We start from the raw sequence: 21,911 nt of genomic DNA on the forward strand, positions 1-21,911 counted from the left end.
GCCGCCAGCTTAGGGGAGGCGGTACTGCCGAAGCCAATGCCGTTTGATCATCCCATTATGCACGGATTGCATAACCTTGCCGGCGGGCCTGTGCGGCCCCCCACCATGGCAACCGCGCCGGATCAGGTGCCCGGCTGCGCGGGCAAGCTCTGCGCCGCGAGCGAGGACCAGACCCGGTCCACCAGCTGGCGCTTGCTGCGAACCTGCGCGCTGCGCCGCTCGCTGACGTGTTCACCCGGCTTCTCCCGGTAAAGGCGGATTTCCATGTCGATCGACATCGGCGCCCCGCGCGCCGCTTCGGCCCGCACCAGYCGGTGCTGGGCCAGCTCCTCGCGCACCGCGCTCTCCGGCAGGAAGGCCATGCCGTGCCCCGCCAGCGCCATCACCTTGAGCGCCTCGGCCATGTCCGTCTCGTAGCATTTGTCCAGCTTGAGCGCGTCCGTGGTTTCGGCCAGCAGCATGTCGACCATGCGGCCAAGGAAGGCATTGGGGGTATAGCTGAGGAAAGGCACCGGCTTCTTGTCCGTACCTGGCAGGCGGTACAGCGGCTTGCCGGCGGCGTCCGGCACGCTGTACGGCGACAACCGCTCGATGCCGAGCACCAGCATGTCGTAGTGTGCCGGGTCGAGCTGGATGGCCTGGCGGGCATGGTGGTAGACCATCACCAGGTCGCAGCCCCCGTCAACCAGCGCCAGGACCGCGTCGTGCACGTTGAGCGCGCGCAGGCGGCACGGCAGCGTACCGATCTCGCGCTCCACGGCCTTGAGCCATTCGGGGAAGAAGGTCAGCGAGAGCGTGTGCGGTACGGCGAATTCCAGCACCTGGGCATTGGCAGAGCGCTGCCCGCGCATCAGCGCCCGGGTCTCGCTGACCTGGGCCAGCATGGCCAGCGCCTGCTCGTAGAACACCTTGCCCGCCGGCGTCAGGCTGGTGGGATAGCTGGAGCGGTCGATCAGTTCCGTGCCCACCCAGGACTCGAGCGACTGGATCCGGCGCGAGAACGCAGGCTGCGTCACATGACGCTGCTCGGCCGAGCGCGAGAAGCTGTGCGTCTCGGCCAGGCTGACGAAGTCTTCAAGCCACTTGATTTCCATGAGGCGGCATTATCCCCCGGCTTCCCGCGGTTTCGCCACCGCCAGGAATAACATTCTATTTAGTTGAATTTTATTAGAATAATATTACACTTACATCCAGATTTGCACGACAAGACGCACGTCCTTGCTACGGGACCGACGCTATGATGGTCGCAAACCAATAAGGAGCCCGTCATGGCCACCCAGCAAGCCGTCGTTACCGATATTGCCAGCCACGCACGTAGCGTCGGCGTCCTTGGCACCCTCGACGCGGCCGACGGCCAGCCGGATCTCTTTGCCCCGCTGTCCGACGGCATGTCGTCCGCCTTCGCCGCCAGCGCGCGCATGGTGGCGCAAGGCATCGAAGCCAGCCTGCCGGACGCCGCCACGCTGCTGGCGCTGCTGCCGGAATCGCTGCGCGAAGGCGCGGCCGAGGGCTATGTGCGCCACCTTGTGCACGCCGATCCGCTGGCGCGCTTCTCCGCCATGCTGATCGTCTGGCGGCCAGGGCAGCACAGCCCGGTGCACGGACACCAGACCTGGTGCGCCTACCGGGTGCTGCGCGGCACGCTGCATGAGCGCCACTACCGCTGGGACGCGCAAGAGCGGCAGGCGCATCCGTGCGGCGAGATCACGCGCACGGTGGGCGATACCTTCAGCGTGCCGGCTGGGCTGCGTCATATCCATGCGCTCGGCAACGACAGCGACGCGGTGGCCGTGTCGCTGCATATCTATGGGGTGGACCAGGAACACATCTGCAGCGGTGTGAACCTGCTGGTGGACGCGGCCTGAGTCTTGCGGCTGGCGCAGAGCCAGGCACCGGGAGTACGCTGCGCGCCAACAGGATTTGCCATGGACCGTTATGACCGCCAGATACTCTCCGCCCTTCAGGAGGACGCGACCGTGCCTGTGGCGGAGCTTGGGGAACGAGTGGGCCTCACCTCCACGCCGTGCTGGCGGCGCGTGCAGAAGCTGGAAGAGAGCGGAGTAATACGCAAGCGCGTGGCGCTGCTGGATCCCGCGCTGCTGAATGTGGGCGTGACGGTATTCGTCTCGGTCCGCACCAGCCAGCACAGCGTCAAATGGCTCAAGACGTTTCACGACCTGGTCGCCTCGATCCCCGAGGTGACTGAGTTCTACCGCATGGCTGGGGATACCGATTACCTGCTGCGCGTGGTGGTACCGGATATTGCGGCGTATGACCGCGTGTACAAGAAGCTGATCCAGGGGGCCGAGCTGGCGGATGTTAGTTCTAGTTTTGCTATGGAGCAGATCAAGTACACGACTGCTTTGCCTTTGGATTATGCGTGATTGATTGGTCTTGTTTTTTCCGCGTTGGCGTTTGGGCCAAAGAGCCGTATGACGTCGCCCTGCGGGGTTGGTCGCTGTCGGGTGCAAAACCCAACGCCGCCCAAACGAACCCCACTCGCACTCAATCCCCCTTCACCCCCGATGCGCCCACCCCGTCATCCGCTTCTCCACCACCGCGAAAAACTCATACATCACCATCGCCATCACGGCGATCACCACCAGGCCGGCAAATGCCAGCGGCATCTTCATCGCCGAGCCGGCCGAGACCAGCAGATAGCCAATGCCTTCATTGGCGGCGCTCATCTCCGACACGGTAGTCCCCACGAACGCCAAAGTAATGGCCACCTTCAGCGAAGCAAAGAAGTAAGGCATCGAACGCGGCAGGCCAACCTTGAGCAACACATCGGTGCGCCTTGCACCAAGTACGCGCAGCACATCCTCCAGTTCCGGCTCCAGCGTAGCCAGCCCGGTAGCGATATTGACCATGATCGGGAAGAACGAGATCAGGAACGCCGTCAGGATCGCCGGGCCGGCGCCAAGCCCGAACCACACCACCAGAATCGGCACGAACGCCGCCTTGGGCAAGGCATTGAACGCCGTCATCAGCGGATAGCCCGCCGCATAGGCCAGCCTGGACGACCCCATCAGCAAACCCAGCACCACGCCCACGACAATGGCGAGCCCAAAGCCGACCATGGTGGTCCAGAAGGTCCGCCATGCATGGCCCGCGATCACGTCCCAATACGCGAACAGCGATGAGACGATCGCGCTCGGACTGGGCAGGATGAAGTCCGACACGTTGAACACCAGGCAAGCGCCCTGCCAGAGCAACAGAAACGTAGCCAGCAGCAGCCACGGCGCCACGCGCTGCACGCGGCGCTGCCGGGCCGCGCTCATCGGGGAAGAAAACGTGCTCATGGTCAGTGCTGCCGTACGTGGCCGATCTTCTCGCGCAGCGAGTGCACGAGTTCGGCGAAGGGTTCGGTATAGGTCAGATCGAGGTCGCGCGGACGCGGCAGGTCGATCTCCTTGCGCGTCAGGATGCGGCCGGGGCGCTGGCTCATCACGTAGACGGTATCGGCCAGGAACACGGCTTCACGCAAATCGTGAGTCACCAGGATCACGTTGAAGCGCTGCGCCTGCCACAGGTCGCGCAGCACGCACCACAGCTCCTCCCTGGTGAACGCGTCGAGCGCGCCGAAGGGCTCGTCTAGCAGCAGCATGCGCGGCTCGTGGATCAGCGCGCGGCAGATCGAAGCGCGCTGCTGCATGCCGCCGGAGAGTTGCCACGGATACTTGTCCTCGTAGCCGGCCAGCCCCACGGTGCGCAGCAACTCACGCGCCCGCGCCGTGTATTCCTCGCGCTTCTGGCGCAGCGTGGAGCGGTAAGGCTCCACGATCTCCAGCGGCAGCATGACATTTTGCAGCGTGGTGCGCCACGGCAGCAGCGTCGGCGCCTGGAAGGCCATGCCCACCATCTTGAGCGGCCCGGTGACTTTCTCGCCGGCGATCTTGACCACGCCACGCGTGGCGGGCTTGAGCCCCGTGGCCAGCTTCATGAAGGTGGACTTACCGCAGCCGGAGGGCCCCACGATGGCGATGAACTCGCCCGGCTCCACCTGCAGCGAGATGTCCTCGATCGCGAACTCACCCTTGCGGGCAAGCTCGTCGTTATAGGCGAGCCAGACCCGGTTGAAATCGACGAAGGGTCGCGCAGCCGGTTCGGCGGACAGTTCCGCCGGGGCCGTGGCCCCGGCGCGCAGGAATGCGTTGGCTACCGTCATCGCAGCACATCCAGTTCGGCGGCCGACGGCAGGTAGGCGTCGGTCCACAGGTTGTCGGGGTTGATGCGGCCCTTGGTACCGAAGGCATCGGCTACCTGCGAGGCCATCAGCGACAGGCGCGGCTTGTTGACCCGGCCGAAGCCCTCGGCGCGTGCGTCGGGCGACCTGACCACGCTGTCCAGCGCCATCTTCAGGCGCCTGGTCTCGAGCTTCTCGTCGATGATGCCGTCACGCGCCTTGACGGCCTTGATGCCGTCTTCGGGCCTGGCGATCACGTCCCTGGCCGATTTCGCGAAGGCACGCAGGAAGGCCTTCACGGCGTCCGGGTTCTTCTTGAGGAAGTCTTCAGAGGCGATCACGGCATTGCCATACAGCTTCACGCCGAATTGCGGATAGGGCAGCACCACGATGTCCTCGTCCTTCACCCCGCGCGCATTGAGGTTGAGGATGGAGGTGAAGGAAAAGCCGGTAATGGCGTCCAGGTCGCCGCGCGTGAGCATGGTCTCGCGCAGCGTCGGGTCCATGGCCTGCCAGTTGAAGCTGGATGCCTGCAGGCCGTTGGCCTTGGCGAAGATCGGGAAGGCGCGGCGGCCGGCGTCGAATACCGGGGCGCCGAGCTTCTTGCCGGCCAGGTCGTGCGGGGCCTTGATGCCGGACTTCTTCAGCGCCAGCACGGCSGCCGGCGTGTTGTTGTAGACCATCATCACGGCCACCGGCTTGTTCTTSGCGTCCGGGTTGTTGCCGTAGAACTCCATGACCGAGGCCAGGTCGGCAAAGCCCATGTCGTAGGTGCCAGAGGCCACGCGGTTGACCACGTTGCCCGAGCCGTTGCCGGCGTCGATCGATACATCCAGCTTCTCGGCCTTGTAGTAGCCCTTCTGCTCGCCCAGCAGGAACAGCGCCGACGGGCCTTCGAAGCGCCAGTCGAGCTGGAAGCGCACCTTGGTCTGGGCGTGCGCCTCGCCGGCGAATTGTGTYGACAGCACCAGGGCGGTACCGAGCGCYATGCCAAGCTGCAACAGGCGGCGGCGCGCCGGGGACGCGGCTGCGCCGGTTCCGGCATCGGTACGCTGGGCGCCAACGCAAGCGGCAATGGCATCGAACTGGGTGGCGGCGCGGAATAGCGGCATTGAACTCTCTCCTGTTGGTCGTCTTCCTGGAGAGTTCGTCTGCAAGGCGCATGCCATGTAATCGCGCACCAACACGGGGCGATTGCGCCACTTATTGTCGAACCAAATTCGTGCACCCGGATATGTCGATACGGTTTGCCAGGATAAATTGTTGACAATTTATCCTGCCGCCCGCGGCGCTCGGCGGCGCGGATCAGGCATCCTGCGTGGCGTCGCCTGCTTCAATGGCCAGGGAGACATCCTCCACCGGCGCCTCGCCATCCGCCGCGCTGCGGGCCTGGATGCGCCACATCTCGGCGTAGCGGCCATCCAGCCGCATCAGTTCGGCATGCGTGCCGCGCTCGATGACGCGGCCGTGATCCATCACCAGGATCTGGTCGGCGTGCACCACGGTGGAAAGCCGGTGCGCGATCAGCAGCGTGGTGCGGTTCTGCGCCAGCCGCATCAGCTCGGCCTGGATGGCCTGTTCGGTGCGCGAATCCAGCGCCGAGGTGGCTTCGTCGAAGACCAGGATGGGCGGATTCTTCAGCAGCGTGCGCGCGATCGCCACCCGCTGCTTTTCCCCGCCCGACAGCTTGAGGCCGCGTTCGCCCACGGGCGTATCGTAGCCCTGCGGCAACTCGCGGATGAAGGCGTCGATCTGGGCCGCGCGCGCTGCCTCGATGACCTCGTCGCGGCTGGCGTCGGGACGGCCGTAGGCGATGTTGTAGTAGATGCTGTCGTTGAACAGCACGGTGTCCTGCGGCACGATGCCGATGGCGCGGCGCAGGCTGTCCTGCGTGATCGCGCGGATATCCTGGCCGTCGATCTCGATGCCGCCGCTGCCCACGTCGTAGAAGCGGAACAGCAGCCGCGCCAGCGTGGACTTGCCCGAGCCGCTATGTCCCACCACCGCGGTGGTGGTGCCCGCCGCGATGGTGAAGTCCACATCGTCCAGGATCACGCGGTTGCTCTCGTAGCCAAAGCCCACATGGGCAAAGCGCACGGCGGCGCCGCTCACGCGCAAGGCCTGCGCGCCCGGCGCGTCCGCCACCTCGCGGTTGGTGCCCAGCAGCACGAACATGCGGTCCATATCGGTGGTGGCCTGCTTGATCTCGCGGTAGATCACGCCGAGGAAATTCAGCGGGATGTACAACTGGATCATCAGCGTGTTCACCAGCACCAGGTCGCCCAGCGTGAGCTTGCCTGCCGCCACGCCCACGGTGGCGCGCCACAGGATCAGGATCAGCCCGGTGGCGATAATGGCCTGCTGGCCGAAATTCAGGAAGGACAGCGAGTTCTGCGAGCGGATCGCCGCCGTGCGGTAGGTAAGCAGGTTCTCGTCGTAGCGGCGGGCCTCGTACTCCTCGTTGCCGAAGTACTTGACGGTTTCGAAGTTGAGCAGCGAATCGATCGCCTTCTGGTTCGCGCGGGAATCGAGCTCATTCATCCTGCGGCGGAAATGCGTGCGCCACTCGGTCACGACGATGGTGAACACGATATAGCTCACCAGCGCGCAGCCCGTGATGGCGGCAAACCAGATGTCGTAGTGCAGGATAAAGAATCCCATCACCAGCCCCATCTCGACCAGCGTCGGCAGGATGCTGTAGAGCGAATACGAGATCAGCGACTGGATGCCGCGCGTGCCGCGCTCGATGTCGCGGCTCATGCCGCCGGTCTGCCGGTCCAGGTGAAAACGCAGCGACAGCGCGTGCAGGTGGCGGAACACCTGCAGGGCGATCTCGCGCACCGCGCTCTGCGTGACCTTGGAGAACAGGATCTCGCGCAATTCGGTGAACAAGGTCCCCGACAGCCGCAGGACCCCATAGGCGACGATCAGCCCGACCGGCACCACCAGCAGTGCGGTAGCGCTGCCGGCGGGCACGTTCATGTTGTCCACCAGCTTCTTCATCAGGACCGGCACGCCCAGGTTTGCCACCTTGGCCGCCACCAGGCACACCAGCGCAAGCATCACGCGCCATTTGTAGTGCCAGACATAGGGCAACAGGTTGCGCACGGTCTGCCAGTCGCTGCGCGGAACGTTGGATTTGCCGAAGAGGGAGGAAGGCTGGGCGGAGGACGGCTCGGCCGACGTAGAGTAGCGTCGCATACGTTAGAATTCGGGCGAATATGCGATTGTGGCAGAGATCGTCTTTGTTAGCCGGCGCCACGCCGCTTATCCCCGTCACGGAACCGCCTCGACGCCCGGACCGCACGGCGGCAAGGTCACTCCGGCATGCGCGCCGGCGCGCCGGCACCCCGCCGCAGCCCTTGCTACCCCGCCCCAACCCTATCCAGCCTCAAGCCATCATGAACCAAGCCAACGCCCTCCCCTGCCTGCCTCCTGGCAAGAATCCCGCCCTGCGCGTGGTCCCCATGCCGGCGGACGCCAATGTGCACGGCGACGTCTTCGGCGGCTGGATCATGGCCCAGGTGGACATCGCCGGCTCGATCCCGGCGGTGGAACGCGCCCAGGGCCGCGTGGCCACCGTGGCGGTGAACTCCTTCCTGTTCAAGCATCCGGTCTTTGTCGGCGATCTGGTGAGCTTCTACGCCGATATCGAGAAGACGGGTCGCACCTCGATCACCGTGTCGGTGGAAGTCTATGCGCAGCGCATGCGCCACAGCCACGAGATCGTCAAGGTGACCGAAGCTATCCTGACCTATGTGGCGACAGACGACACAAGGCAACCGCGGGTGTTGCCAGCGATATAAGCGGCCGCCTGAAGCCGGCTCCCCTGTCAGGCATTCCTGGCGGGGCGCCGGCGCGAGGGTTCAGCGTCGGCTCTGAATGCTCTGAACGCCCGCGAGGAAAAGCGGAAATTTCCGCACGCACATGCAGCCGTTTCTGATTGTTTCGGCTCGCCTCAGATCCTTAAATGCTAATGATTATCATTTTCATTTAAGGAGAATTGCATGCGTTCGTACATCAGGTCTGCCGCGCTGCCGCCACGGCGCCCTCTCGCTTCCGTCGTCCTGGCCGCGGCCTGCGCCACACCAGTCCTGGCAGACGATTTGCAACGGCAAGGCAAACACATCGAACTGGCGCCGGTCACCGTCACGGGAACGCAGGCACCCGGTTCCAAGGTCGAAGCCTCCGGCTCGGCCAAATACGCGGCGCCGCTGCTCGATACGCCCCAGACCATCACAGTGGTGCCGCAGCACGTGCTGGAGGAGCAGAACGCCTTGAGCTTGCGGCAGGCGCTTTCCAACGTTTCCGGCATCACCTTCAACGCCGGCGAGGGCGGCGGCGGCTCCGGCGACAGCATCAATATCCGCGGCTTCAGCGCCAACGCGAACATGCAGATCGACGGTTTGCGCGACAGCGGGCAGAACAACCGTTCCGACCTCTTCAACCTCGAAGCGGTCGAGGTGATCAAGGGGCCGAATTCGGTCTTCGGCGGCGCCGGCACCACCGGCGGCAGCATCAACATGATCAGCAAGCAACCCAAGGCGGACAGGTTCACGCACGTCGGCGGCGGGCTCGGCACGGCCAGCTTCCACCGCCTGACCCTGGATACCAACCAGCCGCTGCCGTGGAACGGGCCCGCGGCAGTCGTCCGCCTGAACCTGATGGCGCACGAAAACGACGTGCCGGGGCGCGACGCCCTCGAACGCCGCCGCTGGGGCATCGCGCCGTCGATCACCTTCGGCATGCAATCGCCGACGCGCCTCACGCTGAGCTATTTCCACCAGCGCGACGACAACCTGCCCGACTACGGCGTGCCGGCGCTGAACGGCCAGCGGCTCGCGGGCGTCAGCCGGCACGCCTACTTCGGCTGGCGCAACGTGGACCGGGAGAACATCACCACCGACGCTGCCACCGTCAGGTTCGAACACGAATTCAACGACAACCTCAAGCTGCAGAACCTGACCCGCTATTCGCGCCTGCACCGCGACACCGTGATCTCGGCCTCGCACGTGAACCAGGCGGGGCTGCCGCCGGGCCGCTACCTGCCGGCCGGACCGCAGGGCTATGGCCGCGACTCGGCCACCGAGCTGTGGATCAACCAGACCAACCTGACCAGCCGCTTCGCCACCTTGGGGCTGGGACACACCCTGGTCAGTGGCTTCGAAATCTCACGCGAGACTTACGACCGGACTACCTATTCCTACAATCTCGCCAAATACTATCCCGCCAACGGTTTCGATCTCTCCAGCCCGCCAGGCTACTGGAGCGCGCCCACCAACCGGCGCGACAGCGCGCGCAACAAGACGTGGCTTGACGTCAAGGCGCTGTACGCGCTTGACACCATCGCCCTGGGCAAGCACTGGGACCTGAACCTCGGCCTGCGCTACGACTGGATAGATGGCAGCGCCGAGAGCACGCCGCTGGGCAAGGCGACCGACCGCGCGGACAGCACCACCAACCAGCTCAGCAGCCGGGCGGGCCTGGTGTTCAAGCCCACGGACAACGGCAGGATCTATTTCGCCTACGGCACGTCCTTCAACCCGTCCGCCGAGTTCCTGGTCAGCACCGGCTCGGGCGTGAACAAAGCCACGGGGGGACTGGCGCCCGAGAAAAACAAGACCTATGAGCTCGGCAGCAAATGGGAGTTCATGGAGCGGCGCCTGGGGCTGAACGCGGCGCTGTTCCAGGTCGACAAGGACAACACGCGCGAACGCCTCTCCGATGGCAGCTACGCCCTGGCCGGCGAGCAGCGCGTGCGCGGCGTCGAGCTGGGCACGGCCGGCAAGGTGACGCCGAACTGGGACGTTTTCGCCAACTACACTTACCTGAACAGCAAGACACTCAAGTCACTGTCGCTGCCCGAGCGCGAAGGCAAGGCGCTGGCCAACACACCGGCGCACTCCTTCAGCCTGTGGACCACCTACCAGTTGCCAGCGGGCTGGACGCTGGGCTACGGCGCACGCTTCATCGGCAGGCGCAACGTGACGTCGGTGGGGGACGGCACGCTTGGTGCCTACCTGGTGCACAACGCCATGCTCGGCTACGCCCCGAACAAGAACCTCAAGTTCCAGCTCAACATCGACAACCTGTTCAACAAGGCCTATGTGGAGCGGGTGCGCCAGACGCTTGGCAGCGCATCGCGCTCGTCCGCGATCGAGTATGGCGATGGCCGGTTCGCGGTGCTGTCGGCCGTCTACTCCTTCTAACGCCACGCGCCGGGGTCAGCCAAATGATGATTCACATACCCGGCGTCCTGACGCCGGAACAGGTACGGGAAAGCGTGAGCCTGCTGACGGAGGCCAACTGGGCCGACGGCAAGGCGACCGCAGGATTCCAGTCCTCCCTCGCCAAGGACAATCTGCAATTGCCGCACGACTCCCCGCAGGGCAGGCACATCGCCGCAATGATCGAGCAGGCCTTGCGGCGCCATCCCCTGTTCTTCTCGGCGGCGCTGCCGGCCAGGATCTATCCCAAGCTGTTCAACGCCTATGCGGGCGGACAATCCTTCGGCACCCATGTCGACAATGCCATCCGCTACCTTCCAGACGGCTCGGACAGCATCCGCACGGACATCTCGGCCACGCTCTTCCTGTGCGGGCCCGACGACTACGACGGCGGCGAACTGATCATCGAGGACACCTATGGGACGCACGAGGTCAAGCTACCCGCCGGCGACATGATCCTGTATCCGGCTTCCAGCCTGCACCGTGTCAGCCCGGTGACCCGGGGCACGCGGCTATGCGCGTTCTTCTGGATCCAGAGCCTGCTGCGGGACGCCCGCCAGCGCGCCCTCCTGTTCGACCTGGATACCGCCATCCAGGAAATCGGRCATGCGCTTGGCCATGGACACGCCACCGTGGTGCGCCTCACCGGCGTCTACCACAACCTGCTGCGCGAATGGGCGACGCCCTGACCTTGGCCTCGGCCTTGATGCCGCGCAAATGGCGGCAGCGGCGGGGGCCGCCCATCCGCCGTATCGGCCAGGGACGCCCGCAGGCTCAATGGAAGCGCGAGAAGTCCGGGCGGCGCTTCTCGAAGAACGCCTTGAAGGCTTCCTTGGCTTCCGGCGCGTGCAGCATGCGCCGGAACACCTCGCCCTCCTCCGCCATCTTCGCTTGCACGGCCGCCTTGTCGCCGCCCTTCATCAGCCGCTTGGTTTCCCGCAGCGACGAAGCTGGCAGCGCGGCCAGCTTGCGCGCCTGCTGCTGCACGAAATCGTGCAACTCCGCCACCGGCAGCACGCGCGTCACCAGGCCGATCTGCAGCGCTTCCTGCGCGCCGAAGGCCTCGCCCAGCAGCAATTTCTCGGCGGCGCGCTGGTGACCCAGCAGGCGCGGCAACAGCATGCTCGATGCCGCCTCCGGGCACAGGCCCAGTTGCACGAACGGCAGCGACAGCTTCGCCGTCTCGGAGGCATAAACCAGATCGCAATGCAGCAGCATCGTGGTGCCCACGCCAACCGCCGGGCCACTTACCGCCGCCACCAGCGGCTTGCTCGCCTGGCTGATCTGCTGCAGGAACTGGAACACCGGTGCCGGCTGATCGCCTTCGCCCGAGGTGGGCGGGCGCTGCATGAAATCCTCAAGGTCGTTGCCCGCGGTAAAGACTTCCGCCTTGCCGCGGATCACGATCACGCGCACGGCGGGATCGGCATCGCCGGCGCGCAGTGCGTCGGCCATGGCCTGGTACATCGCCGCGGTGATGGCGTTCTTCTTGTCGAGACGATCGAACTCGATGGTCAGGATGCCTTGTTCGATAGTGGTCAGGATGCTCATGAAATCGTCTTCTCCTTACTGCCTGGTTGACTTGTCCGCCTTCCCCTTCGCAGGGAAATAAACCCGCTTATTCCACTTATTCCACTTATTCGAGCGGCGGCGGTTCTTCGCAAAGATAGCTCATCCCGAACGCCTTTGCTCCGACGTTGAGCGCCACCGTCAGGCTCATCGGCGCCAGCATCAGTTCCACATCGTGCTGCTGCGCGGTGCGCGCAAGCGACTGGAAGGCCGGCAGGGCGCGTATCGCCTCCGGAGGCCCCGCATAGCTGAGCGCCACCGCCGGGCTCAGCAATCGCCCGCTGCGAATGCAATGCTCCGCATGCGCCATCACGCGGCGCATGCCTTCGTCCGCGCCGCGCGCCTTGGCCACCGGCTCGGTCTGGCCGCGATGCATATGCACGATGGGGCGGATATTGAAAGCGCTGCCTAGCATATAGCGTCCCCACGTGATGCTGTTCTCGCCCTTTTGCCTGGCCCGCGTGTACATGTAGAGCAACTCGTCGGGCACGAGGAACATGTGCGCGGCATCGCGCAGGCGCGACTCGACGGCTTCCACCACGGCCTGCGCGCTGGCGCCGCCGTTCAGCATGCGGGCCGCTTCGCGCACGATCAGCGCCTGGCCCGGGCCGATCGCACCCGTATCGATCACCGTCAACTCGAACAGCCCCGTGCGCCCCGCGTCCTTGCGCAGCTTGAAGCTCTTGGCCACAGTGCCGACGACGGCGCCGGTGGCGTGCGCGTACAGCTTGCTGCGCGTGCTGGCGATGGTAAGCAGTAACGCGCGATCGCACGAAGTGACCACATGCCTGAGCATGTGGTCCTCGATTTCGCGCTCGAGCAAGGGAACGGATTCGGCGTAATGGTCCTGCTTTCCCACCAGGTACTGCTCGTAGAGCGACGGCAAGGCGGGCTCGTCGCGCACGTCGGCCACGAAGCGGTCGCCCGCGCGAATGCGGAACGGCACCGTCTGTACCCCGAGTTCGGCCATCAGCGCGCGAGGCATATCGCACGCGGCGTCGGCCAGAATGACTGTCTCCTGCATCTGGTTGTCTCCTCCCTGTCAGGTGAGCCGCGTCGAGGCGGCAGCTGTCTCCTTGTTATGGCACTGCATTCTTCACCTGATCGGGGGTTCCGGGGAGAGGATGGTATTCAGTCGCCGGCGCCGAACCGATGCGCCGGCCCTCTCCCCCGGCCCCTCCCGCAAGCGGGAGAGGGGAGCAGGACGTTGGCAAGCGGCGTGTTTCGCCGCCGTGACGCACCTGCTCTTTGTGGCGCGTTTAAACGCGCTCGAAGATACCTGCGGCACCCATGCCGGTGCCGACGCACATGGTCACCATGCCGTACTTCAGGTTGTTGCGGCGCAGCGCGTGCACTACGGTGGCCGAACGGATCGCGCCGGTGGCGCCCAGCGGGTGGCCCAGTGCAATGGCGCCGCCCATCGGGTTGACCTTGGCCGGGTCCAGCTGCAGGTCGCGCATCACCGCCAGCGATTGCGCGGCGAAGGCTTCGTTCAGCTCGATCCAGTCGATCTGGTCCTGCGTCAGGCCGGCTGCCTTCAGCGCCGCGGGAATCGCTTCCTTCGGGCCGATGCCCATGATCTCGGGCGGCACGCCGCGCACCGCGAACGACACGAAGCGCGCCAGCGGTACCAGGTTGAACTGCTTGAGGATCCTTTCCGAAACCAGGATCAGCGCGCCGGCGCCGTCCGAGGTCTGCGAGCTGTTGCCGGCGGTGACGCTGCCCTTGTTGGCAAACACCGGGCGCAGCTTGCCCAGGCCTTCGATGGAGGTCTCCGGACGCGGGCCTTCGTCGAGCGACAGGGTGCGCGTCTTCACGTCGACCTGGCCGCTGGCCAGGTTGGGGAATTTCTCGACGATATCCACCGGGGTGATCTCGTCCTTGAACTCGCCGGCCTGCTGCGCGCGGATCGCCTTCTGGTGCGAAGCGAGCGAGAAGGCATCCTGATCCTCGCGGCTGACCTGCCACTTCTGCGCGACCTTCTCGGCGGTCAGGCCCATGCCGTAGGCAATGCCGATGTTCTCGTCGCGCTCGAAGATCGACGGCGACATCGACGGCGAGTTGCCCATCATCGGCACCATGCTCATCGATTCCACGCCGGCGGCGATCATCACATCGGATTCACCCACGCGGATGCGGTCGGCCGCCATCGCCACCGCCGACACGCCCGAGGCGCAGAAACGGTTGACGGTGATGCCGCCCACGGTGTTCGGCAGGCCGGACAGCAGCGCGCCGATACGCGCCACGTTCAGGCCCTGCTGTGCCTCGGGAATCGCGCAGCCGACGATGGCATCTTCGATCAACTTCGGATCGAGATTGGGCACCTGCGCCACGGCCGCGCGCAGGATGGTGGCCAGCAGGTCGTCCGGGCGGGTGTTCTTGTACGCGCCCTTGGGTGCCTTGCCGATCGGCGTGCGGGTCGCGGCAACGATGTATGCGTCTTGCAGTTGTTTCATGATGTCGGTTCCTCGCTTGCCTTAGTTGCGCACCGGCTTGCCGGTCTGCAGCATGCCCATGATGCGTTCCTGGGTCTTGCCCGTGCCGAGCAGGTCGACAAAGGCCTTGCGTTCCAGCGCCAGCAGCCACTCCTCGCTGACCAGCGAGCCGGCCTCCACGTCGCCGCCGCACACTGCCTCGGCAATGCGGCTGGCGATCAGGAAGTCGTGCGCGGAGATAAAGCCGCCGTCGCGCATATTGGCCAGCGACGCCTTGATGGTGGCGATGCCCGAGCGGCCGGCAACCGGCACCAGCGTGCCCGGCATCGGCGCGCGGTAGCCTGCGTTGGCCAGCGCGCGTACTTCGTTCTGTGCCACGTAGAGCAGCTCATGCACGTTGAACACGATGGTGTCCGACGGCTGCAGGTAGCCCATCTTCTGCGCGTCCAGCGCCGAAGCCGAAACCTTGGCCATGGCGGCTGCCTGGAAACGGTTGGTGAGGAACTGCAGGTAGTTGGTGCTGCCGGCGGCTTGTGCCGCGCGCGCAGCCGCCAAAGCCGCTTCCTTCAGCCCGCCGCCTGCCGGCACCAGGCCCACGCCCACTTCCACCAGGCCGATATAGGTTTCCAGCGCGGCCACGCGCCTGGCCGAATGCAGCATCAGTTCGCAGCCGCCGCCCAGCGCAATGCCGGACGCTGCCGACACCACCGGCACGGCAGAGTACTTCACGCGCATCATGCCGTCCTGGAAYTTCTTGACGAASGGCTCGATGCCCTTGGCGCCGCCCATCATGAAGGCCGGCATCGCGGCTTCCAGGTTGGCACCCGCGGAGAACGGGCCGCCCGGCGCGCCCAGTTGCAGCGACGTGGGCTGCCACACCACCAGACCCTTGTACCCGACTTCCGCCAGGTCGATGGCGCGCGTCAGGCCGTCGATCACGTCCGGCCCGATGGTGTTCATCTTGCTCTTGAACGAGACCACCAGCACATCGTCCTGGCCTTCGCTCACCCAGATGCGCACGGCATCGTTTTCTTCCACGGTACGGCCTGCCTTGCGCGGATCGGCGGCAGCCGTGCCCTTGACCGCGGCGCGGAACACCTGGCGCTCGTAGACCGGCAGCGCGTTGCGCTGCACGAAGGCCTGCGCGGCGGGAGACCACGAACCCTGCGCGCCGTGCACGCCCTGGTTGTCAGCGACGGGGCCTTCGAACACCCACGACGGCAGCGCTGCGCTGGACAAGCCCTTGCCCGCGTCGATGTCTTCCTTCACCCACCCGGCAACCTGCTTCCAGCCAGCCGACTGCCAGTCCTCGAAGGGGCCCGAATTCCAGCCGAAGCCCCAGCGGATCGCCAGGTCGATATCGGCGGCGGAGCCGGCGATCTGCTCGAGGTAGACGCCGATATAGTGGAACACGTCGCGGAACACGGCCCACAGGAACTGCGCCTGCGGGTTGGTGGATTCGCGCAGCAGCTTGATGCGCTCGGCCGGTTCCTTCTTCAGCATGCGCACGATGATCTCGTCGGCCTTCTTGCCCGAGTCGACGTACTGGCCGGTCTTGGGGTCCAGCACCTTGATGGCCTTGCCTTCCTTCTTGTAGAAGCCGGCGCCGGTCTTCTGGCCCAATGCGCCCGCATCCACCAGGCCCTTGAGCACGGCGGGCGTCTTGTACACCGGCGCGAACGGATCGTCCAGCAGGGTGTCCTGCATGGTCTTGATCACGTGGGCCATGGTGTCCAGGCCCACCACGTCGGCGGTGCGGAAGGTGGCGGACTTGGCGCGGCCCAGCTTGGAGCCGGTCAGGTCGTCGACCACATCGAACGGGATGCCGTATTTCTCGGCCTCGGCGAACACCGCCAGGATCGAGAAGATGCCAACGCGGTTGGCGATGAAGTTGGGGGTGTCCTTGGCGCGCACCACGCCCTTGCCGAGCGTGGAGGTCAGGAAGGTTTCCAGGCGGTCCAGGATCGCGGGCTGCGTGGTGGCGGTCGGGATCAGCTCCACCAGGTGCATGTAGCGCGGCGGGTTGAAGAAGTGCACGCCGCAGAAGCGCGATTTCAGGTCCGCGTCGAAGCCGTCGGACAGCGCGGTGATCGACAGGCCCGAGGTATTGGTGGCGAAGATGGTGTGCGAGGCCAGGTGTGGCGCGACCTTCTTGTACAGGTCGTGCTTCCAGTCCATGCGCTCGGCGATCGCCTCGATCACCACGTCGCATTCCTTGAGCAGCGCGAGGTCGTCTTCGTAGTTGGCGGCCTGGATCAGGCCGGCTTCGTCCTTGATGCCGAGCGGCGCCGGCGAGAGTTTCTTCAGGTTCTCGATGGCGCGCAGCGAGATGCCGTTCTTGGGGCCTTCCTTGGCGGGAAGGTCGAACAGCACCACAGGCACGCGGGCATTGACGAGATGGGCGGCGATCTGCGCCCCCATGACGCCGGCACCCAGCACGGCGACCTTCTTGACGATGAAATTGGACATGCGCGCTCCTAGGAAAGTGAGCGTTGAGATGAGGTGGGTTGGCGGCGCGCCGCGCTGGCTTTGCTGTTGCCGCTGGTGCGCTAATACAACCGTGTTAAATCAAGACGGCCAGTCAGAACAAATCCGCGTCCAGCGCCATCAGCGTCGCCGAACCGGCACGCGCCATGCGGATCTGCGACGCGGTCTCCGGCAGCAGCCTGGCAAAGTAGAAGCGCGCGGTAGCCAGCTTGCTGGTGTAGAACTTGTCGCCGCTGGCTTCCTTCTCCAGCGCGATCTTGGCCATGCGGGCCCAGAAGTACGAGAACACCAGGTGACCCACCACGCGCAGGTAAGGCACCGCGGCGGCGCCGACTTCGTCGGGGTTGGCCATGGCCTTCATGCCGATTTCCATGGTGAGCTTCTGCACCTTGTCGCCCAGGTCCGCCAGCGGGTTGACGAACTCCTGCATGGCTTCGTTGGTGCCTTCTTCCTCGACGAACGCTTGCACGATCTTGCCGAAGGCCTTCATCTTGGCGCCCATGTCGCCCAGGATCTTGCGGCCCAGCAGGTCCAGCGCCTGGATGGTGTTGGTGCCCTCGTAGATCATGTTGATGCGCGCGTCGCGCACATGCTGCTCCATGCCCCACTCGGCAATATAGCCGTGGCCGCCGAACACCTGCATGCCCTCATTGGTGGCGGTGAACGCATTGTCGGTCAGGAAGGCCTTGATCACCGGCGTCAGCAATGCGACGAGATCACCAGCCTCCTTGCGCACGGATTCGTCCGGATGCGACAGTTCGCGGTCGATCTGCAGCGCGGTCCAGTAGCTGAACGCGCGGCCGCCTTCGGCGAAGGCCTTCTGCGTCAGCAGCATGCGGCGCACGTCGGGGTGCACGATGATCGGGTCGGCCGGCTTGTCCGGTGCCTTGGGACCGGTCAGCGCGCGCATCTGCAGGCGGTCCTTGGCGTAGGCCAGCGAGTTCTGGTAGGCCACTTCGGTCAGGCCCAGGCCCTGCATGCCAACGCCCAGGCGGGCGGCGTTCATCATCACGAACATGGCGTTCAGACCCTTATTGGGCTCGCCCACCATCCAGCCGCGCGCGCCATCCAGGTTCATCACGCAGGTGGCGTTGCCGTGGATGCCCATCTTGTGCTCGATCGAACCGCACTGGATGCCGTTGCGCTCGCCCGGGTTGCCATTGGCGTCGGGGATGAACTTCGGCACCACGAACAGCGAGATGCCCTTGGTGCCCTGCGGCGCGTCCGGCAGGCGCGCCAGCACCAGGTGGATGATATTGGCGGAGAGATCGTGCTCGCCGGCCGAGATGAAGATCTTGGTGCCGCTGATGCTGTAGGAACCGTCGCCTTGCGGCTCGGCCTTGCTGCGCAGGATGCCCAGGTCGGTGCCGCAATGCGGCTCGGTCAGGCACATGGTGCCGGTCCATTCGCCGGAGACCAATTTGGGCAGGTAGACCTTCTGCAGCTCGGGCGTGCCGTGCGCGTGCAGCGCCTCATACGCGCCGTGCGACAGACCGGGGTACATGGTCCACGCCTGGTTGGCCGAGTTCAGCATCTCGTACAGCGCGTTGTTGACCAGGATGGGCAGGCCCTGGCCGCCGTATTCCGGGTCGCAGCCCAGCGCCGGCCAGCCGGCTTCCACGTACTGCTGGTAGGCTTCCTTGAAGCCCTTGGGCGCGGTCACCACGCCGTCGCCGACGTAGGTGCAGCCTTCGCGGTCGCCGCTCTGGTTGAGCGGGAACACCACTTCGGAGCAGAACTTGCCGGCTTCCTCGAGCACCTGGTTGATGGTGTCCGCGTCGATGTCTGCGTGCTTCGGCAGCGCCTTGAGTTCGGCTTCCACGCCGAGCAATTCATGGAGCACGAACTGCATGTCGCGCAACGGTGCGGTGTACTGGCCCATCAAAGACTCCTTGGAGGTTTGCAAAGCCGCTACGCCGCCCGTGCACGATCCGGCACGGGACGCCGCGGCGGCGTCAGGTACGGTAAGACTGAATCAACTTGTTGAGTGCGACCATGGCAAGCTCCGCACTGGCGGGCAGCCGCAGGAAACGGGCGTCGTGATGCAAGCCTAGTTCAAGGCTGTACATTTCAAACAGCATCAGGCGCGGATCGCAGTCCGCGCGCAGGTGCCCCTGTTCCTTGGCCTGGTCGATGGCACGCGTGAGCGCGGCGCGCCAGATGGTGACGCTCTTGACGAGCTCGTCACGCACCGGGCTTTCCGCGCGGTCGTCGTACTCCACCGCCCCGCTGATGTAGATGCATCCCGTGGTCACTTCCTGGATGCGCTTTTCCATCCAGCGGCGCACCATGGACTGCAAGCGCGGCAAGCCTCGCGGTTCGTGCAGCGAGGGGTAGAAGACCTCTTGCTCGAAACGGCGGTGATACTCGCGCACCACTTCCACCTGCAGGTCCTCGCGCGAACCGAAATGCGCGAACACGCCGCTTTTGCTCATCTGCATGCGTTCCGCCAACAAGCCGATGGTCAAGCCTTCGAGCCCGTCGCGGGACGACAGCTCCAGCGCGGCATCCAGAATCGCCACGCGCGTCATTTCCCCCTTGCGCATGGGCGCGGGAGACGCGGAAGTGCCGGATTCGAGACGAGCTGACTGGTGTCGCATGATTATTTCTCCGTTCTTCGCTGCGCGATCCTGATCGCGCAGCGTTTGACCCTGACGTAGTGCTTTTTTCGCTGCCTGGCTGCCTGTTATCACCGCCCGGCAGACGCGAATGCACGCAGTCTAAGGCAAAAAAGAACGATCGTTCAGATTATTGTGATGGCGCTCGCCGGCAGCAAGCTTTTAATTAGATCGGGGTTTCTAAACGCAGCGGCCGCGCCTCTTGCGCTGCAACATGCCACGGCGCAGCGAGGCAGCGATATTTCCCGCCCCCGTGCCGCAAAGCAACATGCCCGCGCGGCCCGGCGCATTGTCCCGCGATCAGTAGCGCCCTGTCACGCCCGCGATGATCACGCCGACGCGCAGCACCATATACGCGGCCCAGCTTCCCATGCGGCGCAACGCCGAGCGCCGCGCATGGGTGGCGGCCTTGACCTCGACGCTGCGCGAGGCAATGGCAAGCTCCAGTTCCTGGCGCAGTTCGGCGCAAAACGCGCCGTCGGAGACCACCACGTTGGCCTCGCGCGCCAGCAGCAGGCTGAACGGGTCCAGGTTGCTGGATCCCACCGTGGCCCAGGCATCGTCGATCACAGCCACCTTGGCGTGCAGGAAACTCTCGCCGTATTCGTGGATCTCCAYGCCAGCGCCGAGCAAGGTCGCATACAGCGCGTGCGTCGCATAGTGCTGCAGGCGGTACTCGACCATGCCCTGCAGCAGCAGCCGCACGCGCACGCCGCGCTTGCGGCAGGCCAGCAAGGCGCGGCGCATCTTGTGCCCGGGCAGGAAGTACGCATTGGCGATGATGACCTCCCGCCGCGCGCCGCCCAGCGCCTGCAGGTACTGGCGCTCGATGGCGCGGCGGTTGCGCAGGTTGTCGCGCAAGAGCAGCGCGGCGCGCATGCCGCCGGCGAGGTCCTGGCGCGGCAGCGGCAGGTCGGTGATCAGCGGGAACTCGGCCGCCACGCCGGCCAGGCCGACGGTGCGCATTTCGCCGCGCAGCGAAAGCTGCCACCACAGGCGTTCGGCGGTCAGCGCGATCTGGTTGACCAGCGGGCCCCGCACCGCCACGGCGAAGTCATAGCGCGGGCCCAGCCCCGCGCTCTCGAAAGGCCCGTGGTTGTGGTCGTCGATGATATTGATGCCGCCAACGAAGCCGATCTGCTGGTCGATCACCGCCAGCTTCCGGTGCAGCCGGCGCAGGTTGCGCCGCGCCAGGCTGAAGCGGCGCACGGGGCGGAAGATCTTCAGGCACACGCCGCCATCGCGCAAGCGCGCGGCGAGCCCGGCCGGCATGTCGCCGGCGCCGAAGCCATCCACGACCAGGCGCACGATCACGCCACGCCCGGCAGCGCGGATCAGGGCATCGCTCACTGCCGTGCCAACCTCGTCATCGGCATAGATATAGGTTTCCAGCGAAACCGAGAACACAGCCTGGTCGATAGCGGCAATCAGGGCGGGGAAAAACTCCTGGCCGCCACGCAGCAGGCGGACGGCGTTGCCGCCCAAGGGCTTGCCGCGGCGCCACTCGGAACGCAGCGGACCGGCGCGCCGCGGCGCGCGCGGGGGCGCCGGCGCATCGGCATCGTCGCGCGAGGCGGCAATGCCGCAGGGCAGCGCGTACGGCTGGCGTGGGATCGGAATCGGGGACATGGGGCACATTATCAGGCACGCCGATGTCCCGTGCGCGCCAAAGGCGGCGCGCACGGCGCACTGTTCCGGCCTTTCCGGCCGTTCTCTGCTATCGTCGGCGCTTTATCCCCTCACCGCCCCGACATCGTGAAGGTTTTCGGCATCTCCGGTTCGTCCGGCAGCGGCAAGACCACGCTGCTGGATCAGTTGATCCCGCGTTTCGTCGCAGCCGGGCTGCGCGTGGCCGGCGTCAAGCACACCCACCACGGCTTCGACCCCGACACCCCTGGCAAGGAYTCCTGGCGCATGCGCSMGGCCGGATGCGCCAATGTCGTGCTGGTSGGCGCGCGYCACCTGACGCTGATGCGCCACTACCCCGAGTCCGAAGCCTCGCCCGAACTGGCCGACGCGCTTGCCGTGCTGCCAGCCGGCACCGACCTGGTGCTGGTGGAAGGCTACAAGCACAGCGATTTCCCCAAGCTGGAAGTGTTCCGGCCGGACCTTGGCAGGCCGTCGCTATGGCCGCAGGTGCGGAGCATTGTGGCCATAGCCAGCGACAAACCGGAGGCGGTGGCCATGCTCACCGCCCTGCCCGTGCTGGACCTGTCCGACCTCGATGCCATCTGCCAACTGATCCAGGATGGCGCGCTCGAACTCACGCCAGCCCTGGCCGCCACCCTGGCGCAGCCTCACCAGACGCGATAGACGTGGCCGCTGCGCGGCCCCTCGATGCTGCGCTGGTAGGCCAATGCGACACGCGCCGCCGGCACCGCCTCGAAAC

Annotated in this window: 18 protein-coding genes; 6 read left to right on the forward strand and 12 right to left on the reverse strand. The window is 65.6% G+C overall.

Annotation, left to right across the window (positions count from 1 at the left end; translation table 11 throughout):
- Positions 1–122: 122 nt before the first annotated feature.
- Complete coding sequence (locus AC1DKD_RS09540; RefSeq protein WP_045237830.1) at positions 123–1,094, reverse strand: LysR family transcriptional regulator; 972 nt, start codon at positions 1,092–1,094, stop codon at positions 123–125.
- A 174-nt stretch (positions 1,095–1,268) separates the two neighbouring features.
- On the opposite strand from AC1DKD_RS09540, the gene AC1DKD_RS09545 reads away from it, so the two are divergent.
- On the forward strand, positions 1,269–1,865 hold the full coding sequence (locus AC1DKD_RS09545; RefSeq protein WP_441629180.1) for a cysteine dioxygenase family protein: 597 nt from the start codon (positions 1,269–1,271) through the stop codon (positions 1,863–1,865).
- A 60-nt stretch (positions 1,866–1,925) separates the two neighbouring features.
- Positions 1,926–2,384: an Lrp/AsnC family transcriptional regulator gene (locus AC1DKD_RS09550; RefSeq protein WP_276288686.1), complete on the forward strand. Its 459-nt coding sequence runs from the start codon at positions 1,926–1,928 to the stop codon at positions 2,382–2,384.
- Positions 2,385–2,516: 132 nt separating this feature from the next.
- On the opposite strand, the gene AC1DKD_RS09555 is transcribed toward AC1DKD_RS09550, so the two are convergent.
- The 4 genes from AC1DKD_RS09555 to AC1DKD_RS09570 all read right to left on the reverse strand — a co-directional run bounded on the left by AC1DKD_RS09555 (position 2,517) and on the right by AC1DKD_RS09570 (position 7,387).
- A complete protein-coding gene (locus AC1DKD_RS09555; RefSeq protein WP_441629182.1) occupies positions 2,517–3,302 on the reverse strand; it encodes an ABC transporter permease in 786 nt (261 codons plus the stop codon).
- 2 nt (positions 3,303–3,304) lie between these two features.
- A complete protein-coding gene (locus AC1DKD_RS09560; protein ID WP_441629184.1) occupies positions 3,305–4,168 on the reverse strand; it encodes an ABC transporter ATP-binding protein in 864 nt (287 codons plus the stop codon).
- Entirely contained in the window at positions 4,165–5,298 is a 1,134-nt protein-coding gene (locus AC1DKD_RS09565) for an ABC transporter substrate-binding protein (RefSeq protein WP_477143213.1), read from the reverse strand. Before AC1DKD_RS09565 ends, AC1DKD_RS09560 begins: the two co-directional genes overlap by 4 nt.
- A 193-nt stretch (positions 5,299–5,491) precedes the next feature.
- Positions 5,492–7,387 (reverse strand): ABCB family ABC transporter ATP-binding protein/permease, encoded by a 1,896-nt coding sequence (locus AC1DKD_RS09570; protein WP_441629188.1) that lies wholly within the window; start codon positions 7,385–7,387, stop codon positions 5,492–5,494.
- Positions 7,388–7,587: 200 nt separating this feature from the next.
- Here AC1DKD_RS09570 and AC1DKD_RS09575 point away from each other — a divergent pair, with 200 nt between their 5' ends.
- The 3 genes from AC1DKD_RS09575 to AC1DKD_RS09585 all read left to right on the forward strand — a co-directional run bounded on the left by AC1DKD_RS09575 (position 7,588) and on the right by AC1DKD_RS09585 (position 11,102).
- Complete coding sequence (locus AC1DKD_RS09575) at positions 7,588–7,992, forward strand: acyl-CoA thioesterase (RefSeq protein ID WP_276287028.1); 405 nt, start codon at positions 7,588–7,590, stop codon at positions 7,990–7,992.
- 201 nt (positions 7,993–8,193) lie between these two features.
- Complete coding sequence (locus AC1DKD_RS09580) at positions 8,194–10,395, forward strand: TonB-dependent receptor (RefSeq protein ID WP_441629191.1); 2,202 nt, start codon at positions 8,194–8,196, stop codon at positions 10,393–10,395.
- A 23-nt stretch (positions 10,396–10,418) separates the two neighbouring features.
- Positions 10,419–11,102 carry a Fe2+-dependent dioxygenase gene (locus AC1DKD_RS09585; protein ID WP_441629193.1) on the forward strand — a complete coding sequence of 228 codons (684 nt, stop codon included), beginning with the start codon at positions 10,419–10,421 and terminating at the stop codon, positions 11,100–11,102.
- Between the two features lie 85 nt (positions 11,103–11,187).
- On the opposite strand, the gene AC1DKD_RS09590 is transcribed toward AC1DKD_RS09585, so the two are convergent.
- From AC1DKD_RS09590 to clsB, 7 genes are all read right to left on the reverse strand, one after another.
- Positions 11,188–11,964 carry an enoyl-CoA hydratase gene (locus AC1DKD_RS09590; protein WP_441629195.1) on the reverse strand — a complete coding sequence of 259 codons (777 nt, stop codon included), beginning with the start codon at positions 11,962–11,964 and terminating at the stop codon, positions 11,188–11,190.
- Positions 11,965–12,049: 85 nt separating this feature from the next.
- Entirely contained in the window at positions 12,050–13,006 is a 957-nt protein-coding gene (locus AC1DKD_RS09595) for a DegV family protein (RefSeq protein WP_441629197.1), read from the reverse strand.
- Between the two features lie 235 nt (positions 13,007–13,241).
- Entirely contained in the window at positions 13,242–14,441 is a 1,200-nt protein-coding gene (locus AC1DKD_RS09600) for an acetyl-CoA C-acyltransferase (protein ID WP_045237822.1), read from the reverse strand.
- Between the two features lie 18 nt (positions 14,442–14,459).
- Entirely contained in the window at positions 14,460–16,886 is a 2,427-nt protein-coding gene (locus AC1DKD_RS09605) for a 3-hydroxyacyl-CoA dehydrogenase/enoyl-CoA hydratase family protein (RefSeq protein ID WP_441629199.1), read from the reverse strand.
- 112 nt (positions 16,887–16,998) lie between these two features.
- A complete protein-coding gene (locus AC1DKD_RS09610; RefSeq protein WP_477104452.1) occupies positions 16,999–18,786 on the reverse strand; it encodes an acyl-CoA dehydrogenase C-terminal domain-containing protein in 1,788 nt (595 codons plus the stop codon).
- Between the two features lie 73 nt (positions 18,787–18,859).
- On the reverse strand, positions 18,860–19,450 hold the full coding sequence (locus AC1DKD_RS09615) for a TetR/AcrR family transcriptional regulator (RefSeq protein WP_017226764.1): 591 nt from the start codon (positions 19,448–19,450) through the stop codon (positions 18,860–18,862).
- 372 nt (positions 19,451–19,822) lie between these two features.
- Entirely contained in the window at positions 19,823–21,151 is a 1,329-nt protein-coding gene (gene clsB, locus AC1DKD_RS09620; protein WP_477143214.1) for a cardiolipin synthase ClsB, read from the reverse strand.
- A gap of 126 nt (positions 21,152–21,277) precedes the next feature.
- Here clsB and mobB point away from each other — a divergent pair, with 126 nt between their 5' ends.
- Positions 21,278–21,835, forward strand: coding sequence for a molybdopterin-guanine dinucleotide biosynthesis protein B (mobB, locus tag AC1DKD_RS09625; RefSeq protein ID WP_477143216.1), 558 nt, complete (start codon positions 21,278–21,280; stop codon positions 21,833–21,835).
- Positions 21,836–21,911 lie beyond the last annotated feature (76 nt).

It is taken from the genome of Cupriavidus sp. 05T313 (assembly GCF_056396665.1).

Coding starts and splice junctions, on each gene's coding strand:
- AC1DKD_RS09615 (WP_017226764.1), bottom strand. CDS start 19,450: ATGCGCAAGGGGGAAATGACGCGCGTGGCGATTCTGGATGCCGCGCTG.
- AC1DKD_RS09545 (WP_441629180.1), top strand. CDS start 1,269: ATGGCCACCCAGCAAGCCGTCGTTACCGATATTGCCAGCCACGCACGT.
- AC1DKD_RS09570 (WP_441629188.1), bottom strand. CDS start 7,387: ATGCGACGCTACTCTACGTCGGCCGAGCCGTCCTCCGCCCAGCCTTCC.
- AC1DKD_RS09575 (WP_276287028.1), top strand. CDS start 7,588: ATGAACCAAGCCAACGCCCTCCCCTGCCTGCCTCCTGGCAAGAATCCC.
- AC1DKD_RS09610 (WP_477104452.1), bottom strand. CDS start 18,786: ATGGGCCAGTACACCGCACCGTTGCGCGACATGCAGTTCGTGCTCCAT.
- AC1DKD_RS09595 (WP_441629197.1), bottom strand. CDS start 13,006: ATGCAGGAGACAGTCATTCTGGCCGACGCCGCGTGCGATATGCCTCGC.
- AC1DKD_RS09550 (WP_276288686.1), top strand. CDS start 1,926: ATGGACCGTTATGACCGCCAGATACTCTCCGCCCTTCAGGAGGACGCG.
- AC1DKD_RS09560 (WP_441629184.1), bottom strand. CDS start 4,168: ATGACGGTAGCCAACGCATTCCTGCGCGCCGGGGCCACGGCCCCGGCG.
- AC1DKD_RS09580 (WP_441629191.1), top strand. CDS start 8,194: ATGCGTTCGTACATCAGGTCTGCCGCGCTGCCGCCACGGCGCCCTCTC.
- AC1DKD_RS09555 (WP_441629182.1), bottom strand. CDS start 3,302: ATGAGCACGTTTTCTTCCCCGATGAGCGCGGCCCGGCAGCGCCGCGTG.
- AC1DKD_RS09590 (WP_441629195.1), bottom strand. CDS start 11,964: ATGAGCATCCTGACCACTATCGAACAAGGCATCCTGACCATCGAGTTC.